Origin of the sequence: Aliivibrio logei, assembly GCF_001691055.1 — a bacterium.
Taxonomy (GTDB): domain Bacteria; phylum Pseudomonadota; class Gammaproteobacteria; order Enterobacterales; family Vibrionaceae; genus Aliivibrio; species Aliivibrio salmonicida.
Genome location: NZ_MAJU01000024.1, coordinates 123,392 through 137,191, shown reverse-complemented (window position 1 = coordinate 137,191; position 13,800 = coordinate 123,392). Strand labels below are relative to the sequence as shown.

Here is a 13,800-nt window from a genome sequence, read left to right as displayed (position 1 = left end):
TAAGTGGTTGTCTTTTTTATTATCACGAGGGGGTGATTGAAAAATCGGTTAAGTCTTTTGGCCATGAAGAAAGTGGTAGTGGCTTGCTGTATAAAAACCCTTGTGCGGTATCGCACCCCATTTCTTTTAAAATTAAGGCTTGTTCTTCCGTTTCAATACCCTCTGCTACAATCGACACATTAAACCCTTTCGCAATATTCACAATCGCGTTTGCAATGGAAGTCGATGCATTTTCTGTGTTTAACCCTTTAACAAAAGAACGGTCTATTTTGAGGCAATCAAACGGCAGCGTGTGTAAATAAGAAAGCGATGAATAGCCAGTACCAAAATCATCAATGGCCAAATGAACCCCTAGTGATCTTATTTTTCGCATTAGCTCTATCATGGTGTCATCTTCATTAAGCAAACGAGATTCAATGAGCTCAAGGCTTAGATTTTTTGCTGATAACCCTGATGATTGTAAAATACGAACAAGTCCTTCGTAGCTGTTGGAGTGGTGAAATTGCTCTATTGATACATTAACGTGAATAATAAAGTCAGCAGGCCATTCTCCTGATTTTATTTTTTTTGCCGTATCGGAACAGGCTTGCTGAAGAATGTAACGGCCAATGTTGATAATCATGCCATTATCTTCAGCGAGTGGAATAAACTGATTCGGTGGAATTAACCCATAAAGGGGAGATTGCCAGCGTATTAATGCCTCTGCGCCTTGAACGTTACCGGTTTTAAAATCGATTAATGGTTGATAATACGGAATGAACTCATTATTTTTTATGGCGTAGGCAAGGTCTGTCGTTAATTGTGTTTTTTGAGTAGATGCAATCGCCATGCAAGGTGTAAAAGTGGTGATATACCCAGCCGTTGATTGTGCTTGGGCCAATGCCAAACTGGCACTGCGAAGCCAATGCATCACGTTATTGTCATTGAGTTCATAAACAATCCCAATCGAGATTTGAATGGCTATTTCCCCTGAATTTGATTGAATCGGGGTGTTAAAAATAGAATGCAATTGTTGAGCGTACTTCTTTAGTTCATCGACGCTTTTTACTGAATAGAAAAAGAGCGCGAATTCCGAACCACCAATTCTGGCAAGTTCAATATTGTCTATTTGATAATGTGTTTTTAAACGTTGCGCGATATCGACTAGCAGGAGATCACCGCTTACGTGCCCAATGGCATCATTAATATTTCTAAATTCGTTAATACTAAAAGAGATGAGCCCTGATTCTTTTGATAAATAAGGCGATATCGCTTCGGTTAATCCAGATCGGCTATACAGCGTGGTTAACGTATCGTAGGTCACTTTATCTTGGAGTTCTTGAAAGGAGGATTTTAAATTTCTCGCCATTAATTCGAATGACTCAGTTAATGTTGAGATTTCCTTTGTGCTGCTGTGAGAAGGTACCGGTGTATCCCATTCCCCTTGAGATAAGGCTTTTGCTGAATTTGCGGTATCAATGATTGGCTGAATTAAGCGACGGGCAATATAAGCCGTTAAAGTAAAACACAGTAAGCTGAGTAGTATAATAAATAAAATAGAACGGTCCCGCTGTTCTGGGAGCTTCCCGAGTAAAACGGATTCAGGTATTGATGCCACAATGTAGGCTCCAATATCGGTATTATTTTTAAACGGGGTAATGGTTAAAAAATGGTTTTTACCATTAATTTTTAACGTGATGATTTTCTTTGTGATTGCTTTGCTAAACCCAATATCAGAGATATAACGAATGGTTTCTCGAGTGACGGGATCATTAATGTCTTTTAAGCGATCTATTTTGTGGTTTGCGTATTTTTCATTGTGATTTGAATGAATCCACACATTTCCTTTCTCATCTAAAATTGAAATACTGCCTGATATTTCTTTTGCTTCCTGATTTAAAAAGGTATTAAACGAGCTGAGCATGACATCGGTCGTTAAGACGCCGGCAAGATGATGTCTTTTATCATAAACAGGCGCTAATGCAGATAAAATTGAGTCGTCATCTTCGTCGATATTGGTATAAATATCGCTCCATTGTGCCTTGGGGTTCTCTTTTGATTTTATGTACCATGGGCGTAAGCGAGGATCATACGCTGGAATTGTTTTTAGGAGCGGTGCATTGGTTGATGCGTTAGTGTAAATATTAAGGCCATTATCGGTGGATTGATCTTTTAAGAATAAAGATAAAGTATGAGCACTTTTGTTTCGACGAAAACCAAAGTAATCACCAGTATTGCTGCCAAAGCCAATAATATCGACTTGCTGGAGAACATTAAGTTCTTTTGAAAAATGCTGTTTTAAATAATCTTGTAATTCGAATGCTTTATTTGGTAAATAAAGCTGATAGTGCTCTATGGTATTACGCATCGTTAAATTGGCATTGAATGGATCTTCTAAAAAATGATGTAGGCCGACTTTAATGCTACGAGAAGACGATTGAAGGAGCTTTTTACTCGTTATACTTAACATGTCGTCGTACATTTTTTGTTGTTCATTGAGCATAATAGTCATCGTTATAATAAAGATGACTAAAAAAGGCAGTGTTATTGCGAGCTTTAATGAGATTTTTTGTTTAAACAACATGACGAGAAGGCCTATCAGAGTTCAAAATTTAGAGAGTAAATTTTAGCGGTCTGATGCTATCAGTAATGATGAGAACAAAACTGTCTTAACAATGACTCAAGAGGCTATTTATCAATAAGCACGGTAAGATGAGTGGAATTCTTAAAGTTAAGATGAATGAGTAGGGTAAGTGAGTGTTACGAGGTGAATTTAATAATAAGAGCCAATGGCTCTTATTATTAATGAGGACGTTTTATATGATTAACGCTTTGCTGCCATGTCTCGTAACGCTTGTTTTTCTGCGTCAGATAAGAAAGCCAACTCTAAGCCATTAATTTGAATCTGACGGATCTGCTCTTGAGTCAGGCCGACTTTTGGTGCCGCAACGTTGTATTCATGAGGAAGCTCAATGCCTTCAACCGCAGGATCATCGGTGTTTAAACAGACTTTTACACCATATTCCAAGAAGGTTTTGATTGGGTGAGATTCAAAGGAAGCAACGGTACTTGTTTGAATGTTTGAGGTTAAGCATGACTCGATACCAATGTTGTTTTTGGCTAGAAATTCCAACAGTTTTGGATCTTCAACGGCTTTAACGCCGTGCCCAATACGAATGGCTCCTAATTCATTAATTGCTTGCCACATGCTTTCTGCACCCGCCGCTTCACCAGCATGCACAGTCACACGTAAATCGGCATCACGTACTTGTTTAAAGTGATTTACAAAACGATCACCCGGTTGACCGAGTTCATCGCCTGCTAAATCGATAGCAACTAACTTATTTTTTTGAGAAAGAAGACCATCTAATTCTTGCTGACAGGCTTCTTGTCCAAACGTACGGCTCATGATCCCAATAAGATTTGTCTTGATACCAAAATCACGACAACCGGCCTCAACGCCATTAACAACGGCTTCAACAACACCCGCAATCGATAGGTTATGTTTCATTGCCATGTAGTAAGGGGAGAAACGCAATTCGGCGTAATCAATCTGTGCATTCATGGCATCTTGAACATTTTCATAAGCCACGCGACGACATGCGTCTAAGTCACCCAGAACAGCAACACCCCAGTCCAATTTAGAAAGAAAGGCAACCAAGCTTGGCTCTGCTTCTACAATTTGAACGTGTGGACGTAATGCTTCTAAGTCATAAGCGGGTAATGCAAGACCAAATTTTTGGCCTAAATCTAAAATGGTTTCAATGCGGATATTGCCATCAAGGTGACGATGAAGATCCGTAAGAGGGAGTGTTTTAGTTATCATTATTGGATTATTCCTACAAAGAAGACATGAATGCGTATAAATAGTAAGAATAAGTATAGAGAGTAGTGATGATGATGTCAGCAGCAAAACGGGGGAAAACAGCGCAATTTTACCGATTGCGCTGTTATGTTAACTTATTCTGTTGGCCATTCACTCAGAGGAAGCGGGCGACTGTATAAGAAGCCTTGAGCGTGTTGATAATTTAATTTAACGAGTAATTCGGCTTGCTCTTGAGTTTCAATCCCCTCGGCAACTAAAGTGATATTAAATCCTTTGGTCATATTAATGACCGCAGCAGCGATAGAAGATTCTACATTTTCAGTGGTTAAATCTTTGATAAATGAACGATCGACTTTGAGTACATCAAAAGGAAGTTTATGAATGTACGCCAATGACGAATAGCCAGTACCGAAGTCATCTATCGCAATTTGAATACCCAAATCTCGTATTTTCTGCATTGTGTCTGTGGTGGTTTTATCATGATTGACTAAGCGAGATTCCGTTATCTCTAAGGTTAGGTTTTGTGGTGGAATCGTCGTTTGAGTTAACACCGAATCTAACTCTTCTAAGAAATCGTCCTGCATGAGTTGGCAAACCGATAAATTAACGTGCATATGGAAGTCTTTTGACCATAAGCCTTTTTCTATCTGTGAAACCGTGTCTAAACAGGCTTGGGTCAGGATCTGTTTGCCAATAGGAATAATCATTCCATTATCTTCAGCAAGGGGAATGAAATCTAATGGCGATATCATCCCTCGGGTCGGATGCAACCAGCGTACTAATGCTTCTGCACCAATGGTTTTACCTGTTTTTATATCAATGATCGGTTGATAGAAAGGCACCATTTCGTTGTTCTCAATCGCTAACACGAGCTCTCTTGTCATGATGGCTTTATTTAATGATGCCTCCGCCATTTCAGGTGTGTATAGCGAGATGTTGAAATTATTCTTTTTGGCTTGGCCAAGTGCAATGCTGGCGTTACGTAACCATATTGTCATGGAATCCGAGCTAAGATCTCCTGCCACTAAGCCTATGGAAATACTGACTAACACGCTGTCGTTTGCGCTACAAAATGGTGTGATAAATCGCGCTTGTATCTCAATGGCGTGTTGTTCTAATTGTTTTACATTGTCCAATTGCGAAAAGAAAACAGCGAACTCATCTCCACCCACTCGGCTGATGGCAATGTCTTTTTCTGGAAAACTTAACTGAAGGCGATCAGTAATGCTTTGAAGTAATTTGTCGCCTTCGATAATGCCTAAGCTGTCGTTAATATCTCGGAAGTTATTCACCCCAATGATTAAGAGACCTTGTTTTTTTCCTGCTTGGATCATTTCTTTACTGTGTTCAATTAAGCCTTGGCGACTGAATACTTGGGTTAAAGGGTCGAATATAATTTGTTGACGCATGGCTTCGAACGAAGATTGCAGTTTATTGGTCATATCGTTAAAGGCGTTCATCAGCATGGTGGTTTCATAGATGCTGCCTGTGGCTTCAAGGTTGTTCCAGTGACCACTGGCAATATTGCGGGCTGCTTTTGCTGTGGTAAATATCGGTTTAGTGACTTGAGTAATAAAATAAATACCGATCAAAAGACCTGCAATCGCAAGCAGAAAGCCAAACCCTAAACCTCTGCGTTGCTCTTGTTGTAATTGACCTAATAAATCGCTTTCTGAAATAGAAATAACGATATACCAATGCAGCCCATAATCATCTACGTAAGGTGTTATTTGACTGAAATAGCGTTCTTTATTATTAGTGAAATTAAAGGGTGTCGCGGTGGTCGCATGAATTAAATTGTGATCTTTAATGTATTGGGCGCTTTGATTAATGGCTATATCTGAGCTTTCGGTGGCGTACAAACGAGAGCCAATTTGGCTTTTATCAGTACCTAAAGAAATAACACTTCCTATGCTGGAATGTGCAATGAGTTGCTGTTGCTCATCAATAAGATAAATCGACCCTTTCGTCTGTTTTGTTTCTTTTAATAAAAAACGATTAAAAGAGTCTAATTTGATGTCAGCGGCAAAGACGCCAATAAAATCATCATTATAAAAAACAGGCTGTATTGCTGACATGGTAATGTCTTTACGTTCGTCCGCATTGGCGTAAATTGCCGACCAAGAAGGCCTGAATGTGTTTGCTGCAGGGATATACCAAGGGCGTTCTCTTGGATCGTAGTTTTTAATGACGGATCGTATGTCTTTCGATTCTTTTTTTCCACGGTAAATGATGAGATCGTCCCCTGTCCTCTTGTCTTGCAACATCAAGGATAGGCCGGTGTTTGGCTCGCGTCGGAACCCGATGTATTCTTTTTTCTCCCCACCAAAAGAGAGAACATCCATTTGTTCAAGGTCTTGATATAAGCCTAAGAAGGTACCTTCTAAATAAGACTGAATGTGTGTGATGTTGTTCGGTTGGTACATTTTATAACGTTCAATTTGGTCGACCATGTTCTGAACGGCGAAAAATGGGCTTTCTAAAAACTTGTTGAGGTCATCATGGGTATTTTGGGTGTAAGAGGACAATATCTTTTGGCTGACATCATCAACCATTTTTTCGTAACTACTATTTTGAGTATAAAAAATAACACCGAGTGTTAGTGATAACACGGTAATAAAAGGCAGCATAACTGCTGTTCTTAATGAGAATTGTCTTTTCGGTGTCTGTTCAATCATAGTAACTTCATTATGAGGTACCGCATTTTGCTATGCCGTAGCCGATTAATTTAAATGGTATTAGTAATTAATCGGCCAAAATCGTAAAAGCTGCAATGATTATTCTAATTCTTTCAATTTCCTTGTTAGGGTGTTGCGTCCCCAACCTAATAGTTTTGCTGCCTCTTGCTTGTGACCATGTGTGTGTGTGAGTGCTTTTTCAAGCAATATTCTTTCAACTTGAGGTATCACATAATTTAAGATTTCAGTCTCACCTTGGTTAAGTTGTTCTTCAACCCATAATTGAAGTGAGGATTGCCAATCTGATGTTTCAAGATTGCTTGCTTTTGATTGAATGGTGAATAATTCGGGTGGAAGATCCGAAGGAAGTACTTCTTGGCTGCTGGCCATTACCGTCAGCCATCGACAAGTGTTTTCTAATTGTCTTACGTTACCAGGCCACTCACATTCGCCGAGTTTATGACTGGCTTCTTTACTCAGTGTTTTGCATTCGACACTCAACTCTTTTGCGGCAAGACGTAAAAAATGTTCGGTGAGTTTCGTTATGTCTTCACGGCGCTCACGTAGTGCAGGAATATGCACTCGAATAACATTCAAACGGTGAAATAAATCTTCACGAAAGCCACCATCGGATACTAACTTTTCTAAGTTTTGATGAGTGGCCGCGATGATACGTACATCCACTTGCACGGGTGAGTGCCCACCGACACGATAAAATTGCCCGTCAGCGAGAACACGCAATAATCTGGTTTGAATGTCTAATGGCATATCTCCAATCTCATCAAGAAATAGGGTGCCATTATTGGCTTGTTCAAAACGACCTTTGCGTATTGAATTCGCGCCAGTAAATGCCCCTTTTTCATGGCCAAACAATTCAGACTCAATTAAATCTTTTGGTATGGCAGCCATGTTGAGTGCGATGAATTCGTTATTGACTCTTGGGCTATGACGGTGTAAAGCATGGGCTACGAGCTCTTTACCCGTGCCGGATTCCCCATTAATTAATACCGAAATTGAAGAGCGAGAAAGTCGACCAATGGCTCTAAATACTTCCTGCATGGCAGGAGCTTCACCAATGATCTCTGGAACATGGTGTTCTTGTTTTGGTTGTTGGTTGTGTTGTTTTTTTTGTTCTTGGCTATGAGCAAGAGCTCGTTCAACTAAGGTTAATGCTTCATCAATATCAAACGGCTTTGGTAAATATTCAAAGGCCCCTTTTTGATAAGCACTTACCGCTGCATCAAGATCTGAGTGTGCCGTCATGATGATGACGGGTAACTCGGGGTAGTTTTCTTGAATGTTGTTGAGAAGGGTTAATCCGTCCATCCCAGGCATACGAATATCTGAGATAATAACGTCTGGCACATTGCGTTCTAGCGCTTGCAGTACGCTCTCTGCATCGCCAAAACTTTCGCATAACATGTTGGCACTTGTTAGTGTCTTTTCTAATACCCAGCGAATAGAGCTATCATCGTCAACAACCCAAATAAATCCTTTGCTCATTGTTTTTCTCCATTGCCATGATATTTCATGGTCTTATTCATTGTTATTTTAGTGGGAGGTAAATCGTAAATATGGTTTTTCCTGGCCAACTGTCGACATCAATCTTGCCATTATGTTGGTCTATTAAGTTTTGAGAAATAGAAAGACCTAAGCCGGTTCCGCCTTCTCGCGCGCTGACCATGGGGTAAAATAACGTGTCTTGGATATGACTTGGTATTCCCGGACCGTTATCAATCACTTCTATTTTTGCGGCAAGACGATGGCGTTGGCCATAAATGTTGGTTTGATAATCGGTGCGCGTTCTTAGGGTAATGAGGCCATCCGGTTGGTTCTTTAATACTTCGGCGGCGTTACTCACGATATTTAGAATCGCCTGTTCAATCTGTTCTGCATCCATTTCAAAATCAGGCAGGCTTGGATCATAATCTCGTTGTATTTTTACTTGATAGCTTGGGTTTAATTCAATAATTTGACGTACTTTTTCTATGATGGCGTGCAGGTTTTCGGGTTGCTTTAGGCCAAGACGTTGTGGCCCCAAAAGTCGGTCGACTAAATTACGTAAACGATCGGCTTGCTCAATAATTATTTGAGTGTATTCGTGCAGTTCAGGGTTTGGGAGCATACGCTCTAAAAGTTGGGCCGCACCACGTAATCCTCCTAATGGATTTTTGATTTCATGAGCAAGGCTTCGAACTAATACTTTTGCTGCTTGTTGTTGGGCATGTTGATTAATTTCTTGTGATAAACGACGTTGTTGCTCAATCTGACGAATTTCAATTAAGAGATACAGTGACTTTTTAATGGCAATTGGACTGGATGTTACTTCAATGTAGAGAGGGCTGTTTCCTACGATCATACACACATCACTGTCGGTAACACTTTGTCCTGTTTCAAGAGGGATCATTAACGTAGATAGGTCAAATCGAGTGTGTTGAAATAAGTCATCAAAAGTATGTAGAGCCATACGTTGAGCGCTTTGAGAAAAAAGCTGTTCAGCGGCAGGGTTGGCATAATGAATATTACGTTGGTCATCAAGTAATAAAATTGCGGTTACTTGATGGTCGAGTAATTGCGTTGAAAAATCCATAAATAGAACCACATCCTTGTCATCACATTCTAATGCACCATTCTAGTGCATCGTTACCTTTCATGAAAGGCAGTGACAACCCAAATAGCGCGAATTTATACGCTCTTACTCGCTATAGGTACTTATAGCTTGGATGGTCGATGCAAGTGCACAGTTATTATTGGTGATGATGCAATTCTCTTGCCGTTTTTTTGAGCCACGACAGTAATAATGTGAGTGCCTCTTTCTATGTTGGTGAGCTTCCATTCTTTTGATGTTTGAGGCAAGCCATAAGGAGAGCCATCGAGCACTAATTGAAGTTTCTCATCAACAGCAAGCTTACGAGTTAAGTCTGTTAACACCATGATGTGCCCGCGAGAGCTACGGATGGTTTCTTCTTGAGATAAGTTATTAATTGATATGCTTAACTTAGCTAAGGTGGTCTTTTGCTCTGGTCTTTTCTTTTTTGGGACCGAAGAGTTTGAGGCCGTGGGGGCTGGAATGCTTTCCATTTCATTTTCATTCGAAGAAAAAGACAGTTGTGTTGATTTTGTATTACTTGCTGGGGGAGTGTCACTGAAATGTCGGACGCCCGATTTATCTTCCCATGTGTAAACGGTATTTGCGGTAGAAGGTAGGGAGAATAGGCTAAGAAATAAAAGTACGATATAAGTATGAGGCATGGTTCCACCATTGATGATGGTTATTATTTGATTTCAATAAGCTACTTCAAAAGTGAAATCTCGTTTAGTTTATGCATAACAATACAACTCGTTAAATGGCGAGTGTTGTCGTGTGTGTAGGGAGTGTTGCGTGTAAATGGGATTTTGCCAATATAAAAAAGGCTCGCTTGTGAAGCGAGCCTAAAAACATCAGATTGATTTCAATTTGTTACGTCAGAATTAAACTGAGTAATACATTTCAAATTCAAGAGGGTGAACAGCTGTGTTGATAGCGGCAACGTCTTGAGATTTTAGAGTGATGTAAGAATCAATGAAATCACTAGAGAATACGCCACCCGCCGTTAAGAATTCACGATCAGAATCCAGAGCTTGTAGTGCGATATCTAGAGATTCAGCTACTTTTGGAATTTCAGCTGCTTCTTCCGCAGGAAGGTCATACAGATCTTTATCCATTGCTTCGCCTGGGTGGATCTTGTTCTTAATTCCGTCAAGACCAGCCATTAGCATTGCTGAGTAGCTTAAGTATGGGTTTGCCGCAGGGTCACCAAAACGAACTTCGATACGACGTGCTTTCGGGCTTGGTACCACTGGGATACGGATAGACGCTGAACGGTTACGAGCAGAATATGCAAGCATTACCGGAGCTTCAAAACCAGGGACAAGACGCTTGTATGAGTTGGTTGTTGGGTTAGCAAATGCATTGATAGCACGAGCGTGTTTAATGATACCGCCAATAAAGAAGATAGCCATTTCTGATAGGCCGCCGTACTTATCGCCAGCAAATAAGTTTTGTCCATCTTTGTTCAATGACATATGTACGTGCATGCCTGAACCGTTATCACCAACAAGTGGTTTTGGCATGAAAGTCGCTGTTTTACCGTAAGCGTGAGCTACGTTATGAACAACATACTTATAGATTTGAGTTTCATCTGCTTTGTTTGTTAGCGTATTGAAGCGAGTTGCGATCTCATTTTGACCCGCCGTTGCTACTTCGTGGTGGTGCGCCTCAACAACAAGGCCCATTTCTTCCATGATTAAACACATAGCAGAACGGATATCTTGAGATGAATCAACAGGAGCGACTGGGAAGTAACCGCCTTTAACGCCAGGACGGTGACCTTTGTTGCCGCCTTCGTATTCAGTACCTGAGTTCCACGCGGCTTCGATATCATCAATCTTAAAGAAAGAACCTGACATATCAGTGCTAAAGCGAACGTCATCAAATAGGAAGAATTCTGGTTCTGGACCGACTAAAACCGTGTCAGCAAGACCTGTCGAGCGTAAGTAGTCTTCAGAGCGTTTTGCAATTGAGCGAGGGTCACGATCGTAACCTTGCATTGTTGTTGGTTCAAGAATATCACAACGAATATTTAAGGTTGCATCAGCAGTGAATGGGTCAAGTACCGCACTTGCTGCATCTGGCATCATAACCATGTCAGATTCATTAATGCCTTTCCAGCCAGCAACTGAAGAACCATCAAACATTTTGCCGTCTTCGAAGAAGTCTGCATCAACTTGATGAGAAGGAATTGAGATATGTTGCTCTTTACCTTTTGTATCGGTAAAGCGTAAATCAATAAATTTTACTTCGTTTTCTTGAATTAGAGCGAATACGTTTTCTACTGACATGTAGGATAACCTCCGGTGTTATAATATAAATATTGGCCAGTTAGGCTGTTATTAACTATATAGCCAAAACTGTGCCAAAAGTAATAATCCTTTAATATTAGTGAGTTAGGTTTTTTTATCTTCATTTTTACTTGGGTGTTGCACCAAGTTGATCTTTGGTTGCACTTATTTGGTGCAAGTCGAGTATCGAAAAATAAAAAATTAAATCATCACTAATTTACTTCTATCTGCTATTCAGCCGTGAAATGCCATATTTGTCAATATAATCCCTTGTTAAAATAATTAGAAAAAGTAAATTAATCTTTTAACTTGTTGATAATAATTGTTTTTTGTTTTTTGTTGAAAAAAATAAAGTAAGAATGCAAATTGATGGGGTTTCTTGATTTTTGGTTATTTTTTCGTCGTTTTTGTGGGCTTGATTAAATAAATTGAAAAAAAATTGTGTCTTCAATCACATATTTCGTGGGTTTTGCTCTAAAATCTGTTAAATTATTGACCGTTTTTAAACCAAAGTAGCGCCAATGGTGGCTCTACACGTTCTGAGTGAATTTGAATCCATGTCTACTCCACAACTTGATAAACTAAGAAATATCGCAATTATTGCGCACGTTGACCACGGTAAAACAACGTTGGTTGATAAATTGCTCCAGCAATCAGGTACGCTTGAATCTCGTGGTGAAGCTGAAGAGCGCGTCATGGACTCGAACGATATTGAAAAAGAACGTGGTATCACGATCCTTGCTAAGAACACAGCGATTACTTGGAACGATTACAACATCAACATCGTAGATACTCCAGGACACGCCGATTTCGGTGGTGAAGTTGAGCGTATTATGTCTATGGTTGATTCAGTTCTACTTATCGTAGATGCTGTTGACGGTCCAATGCCACAAACGCGTTTCGTAACGCAAAAAGCATTCGCACACGGTCTTAAGCCAATCGTTGTAATCAACAAGGTTGACCGTCCAGGCGCTCGTCCTGAGTGGGTTATGGATCAAGTATTTGATTTATTTGATAACCTAGGCGCAACTGATGAACAACTAGACTTTAAAGTTGTTTACGCTTCTGCACTAAATGGTTGGGCTAACGCTGAATCAGAAGAAGAAACTGAAAACATGGAATCTTTATTCCAAGCGATCGTTGACGGTGTTGATGCACCAGTTGCTGACCGTGACGGTGACTTCCAAATGCAAATTTCTCAACTTGATCACAACGCATACGTTGGTGTTATCGGTGTTGGTCGTATTACACGTGGTAGCGTTAAAGTTAACCAAGCGGTTACAGTTATCGGTGCTGACGGTAAAGAACGTAAAGGCAAAATTGGTCAAGTACTAGGTTACTTAGGTCTTGAGCGTCATGATGTTGAACTTGCAGAAGCGGGTAACATCGTTGCAATCAGTGGTTTAGGCGAGCTTAAAATTTCTGATACAGTTTGTGCGCAAAACAATGTTGAAGCATTGCCGCCACTAACAGTTGATGAACCAACGGTAACAATGACTTTCCAAGTAAACAACTCACCATTCTGTGGTAAAGAAGGTAAATTCGTTACTTCACGTAACATCCTTGAGCGTTTACAAAAAGAACTAGTACACAACGTTGCACTTAAAGTTGAAGAAACTGGTGACCCGGATAAATTTAAAGTATCTGGTCGTGGTGAACTTCACCTAGGTATCTTAATCGAAAACATGCGTCGTGAAGGTTTCGAGCTAGCAGTATCTCGTCCAGAAGTTATCGAACGTATGGTAGATGGTCAACTAATGGAACCGTTTGAAACGGTAACAATCGATGTAGTTGAAGAGAACCAAGGCGCGGTAATGGAAAGTATCGGTACTCGTAAGGGTGAACTAACTGATATGGCTCCAGATGGTAAAGGCCGTGTACGTATGGACTTTATGATGCCTTCTCGTGGTCTTATCGGTTTCCAAACTGAATTCATGACAATGACTTCTGGTTCTGGTCTTATCTACCACGCATTTGATCACTACGGTCCTCACAAAGGCGGCACAATTGGTCAACGTAAAAATGGTGTACTAATTTGTAACCAAGCTGGTAAAGCTGTTACTTACTCACTATTCTTCCTACAAGATCGTGGTCGTTTATTCTTAGGTCACGCTACAGAAGTATACGAAGGTCAAATCATCGGTATTCATAACCGTGCAAACGACCTTACAGTTAACTGTATTCGTGGTAAGCAACTGACTAACGTTCGTTCTTCTGGTACTGATGAAGCACAAACGCTTTCTCCTTTCATCGATTTGACTCTTGAGCAAGCTCTTGAATTCATCGACGTTGATGAGCTAGTAGAAGTAACACCAGTAAGCATTCGTATCCGTAAGAAACTACTTACAGAGAACGATCGCAAACGTGCTGGTCGTACACCTAAGTAATTATTAATTTTTGATTTAGCGTTATAGTTAAATTGTAAATTGAATAAAT

The 13,800-nt window shown here is 40.2% G+C and carries 8 protein-coding genes; 1 reads left to right on the top strand and 7 read right to left on the bottom strand.

Annotation, left to right across the window (positions count from 1 at the left end; translation table 11 throughout):
• Positions 1 to 22 precede the first annotated feature (22 nt).
• From A6E04_RS16260 to glnA, 7 genes are all read right to left on the bottom strand, one after another.
• Complete coding sequence (locus A6E04_RS16260) at positions 23 to 2,563, bottom strand: bifunctional diguanylate cyclase/phosphodiesterase (protein WP_065611900.1); 2,541 nt, start codon at positions 2,561 to 2,563, stop codon at positions 23 to 25.
• 240 nt (positions 2,564 to 2,803) lie between these two features.
• The gene (add, locus tag A6E04_RS16255) at positions 2,804 to 3,805 is read right to left on the bottom strand and encodes an adenosine deaminase (RefSeq protein ID WP_065611899.1); all 1,002 of its coding nucleotides are present in this window, start codon (positions 3,803 to 3,805) and stop codon (positions 2,804 to 2,806) included.
• A gap of 134 nt (positions 3,806 to 3,939) precedes the next feature.
• Positions 3,940 to 6,483 carry a phosphodiesterase GepA gene (gene gepA, locus A6E04_RS16250; RefSeq protein ID WP_065611898.1) on the bottom strand — a complete coding sequence of 848 codons (2,544 nt, stop codon included), beginning with the start codon at positions 6,481 to 6,483 and terminating at the stop codon, positions 3,940 to 3,942.
• 99 nt (positions 6,484 to 6,582) lie between these two features.
• Positions 6,583 to 7,986 carry a nitrogen regulation protein NR(I) gene (gene glnG / locus A6E04_RS16245; RefSeq protein WP_065611897.1) on the bottom strand — a complete coding sequence of 468 codons (1,404 nt, stop codon included), beginning with the start codon at positions 7,984 to 7,986 and terminating at the stop codon, positions 6,583 to 6,585.
• A gap of 43 nt (positions 7,987 to 8,029) precedes the next feature.
• A complete protein-coding gene (gene glnL, locus A6E04_RS16240; RefSeq protein WP_065611896.1) occupies positions 8,030 to 9,073 on the bottom strand; it encodes a nitrogen regulation protein NR(II) in 1,044 nt (347 codons plus the stop codon).
• A gap of 122 nt (positions 9,074 to 9,195) precedes the next feature.
• Positions 9,196 to 9,735: a DUF4124 domain-containing protein gene (locus A6E04_RS16235; protein ID WP_065611895.1), complete on the bottom strand. Its 540-nt coding sequence runs from the start codon at positions 9,733 to 9,735 to the stop codon at positions 9,196 to 9,198.
• Positions 9,736 to 9,954: 219 nt separating this feature from the next.
• A complete protein-coding gene (gene glnA, locus A6E04_RS16230) occupies positions 9,955 to 11,364 on the bottom strand; it encodes a glutamate--ammonia ligase (RefSeq protein ID WP_012551354.1) in 1,410 nt (469 codons plus the stop codon).
• A gap of 557 nt (positions 11,365 to 11,921) precedes the next feature.
• On the opposite strand from glnA, the gene typA reads away from it, so the two are divergent.
• Positions 11,922 to 13,751 (top strand): translational GTPase TypA, encoded by a 1,830-nt coding sequence (gene typA / locus A6E04_RS16225; protein ID WP_065611944.1) that lies wholly within the window; start codon positions 11,922 to 11,924, stop codon positions 13,749 to 13,751.
• Positions 13,752 to 13,800 lie beyond the last annotated feature (49 nt).

Bases quoted from the DNA above. Each gene is read 5' to 3' on its own strand.
- glnL (WP_065611896.1), bottom strand. From the start codon at position 9,073: ATGGATTTTTCAACGCAATTACTCGACCATCAAGTAACCGCAATTTTA.
- typA (WP_065611944.1), top strand. From the start codon at position 11,922: ATGTCTACTCCACAACTTGATAAACTAAGAAATATCGCAATTATTGCG.
- A6E04_RS16235 (WP_065611895.1), bottom strand. From the start codon at position 9,735: ATGCCTCATACTTATATCGTACTTTTATTTCTTAGCCTATTCTCCCTA.
- add (WP_065611899.1), bottom strand. From the start codon at position 3,805: ATGATAACTAAAACACTCCCTCTTACGGATCTTCATCGTCACCTTGAT.
- A6E04_RS16260 (WP_065611900.1), bottom strand. From the start codon at position 2,563: ATGTTGTTTAAACAAAAAATCTCATTAAAGCTCGCAATAACACTGCCT.
- glnG (WP_065611897.1), bottom strand. From the start codon at position 7,986: ATGAGCAAAGGATTTATTTGGGTTGTTGACGATGATAGCTCTATTCGC.
- gepA (WP_065611898.1), bottom strand. From the start codon at position 6,483: ATGATTGAACAGACACCGAAAAGACAATTCTCATTAAGAACAGCAGTT.
- glnA (WP_012551354.1), bottom strand. From the start codon at position 11,364: ATGTCAGTAGAAAACGTATTCGCTCTAATTCAAGAAAACGAAGTAAAA.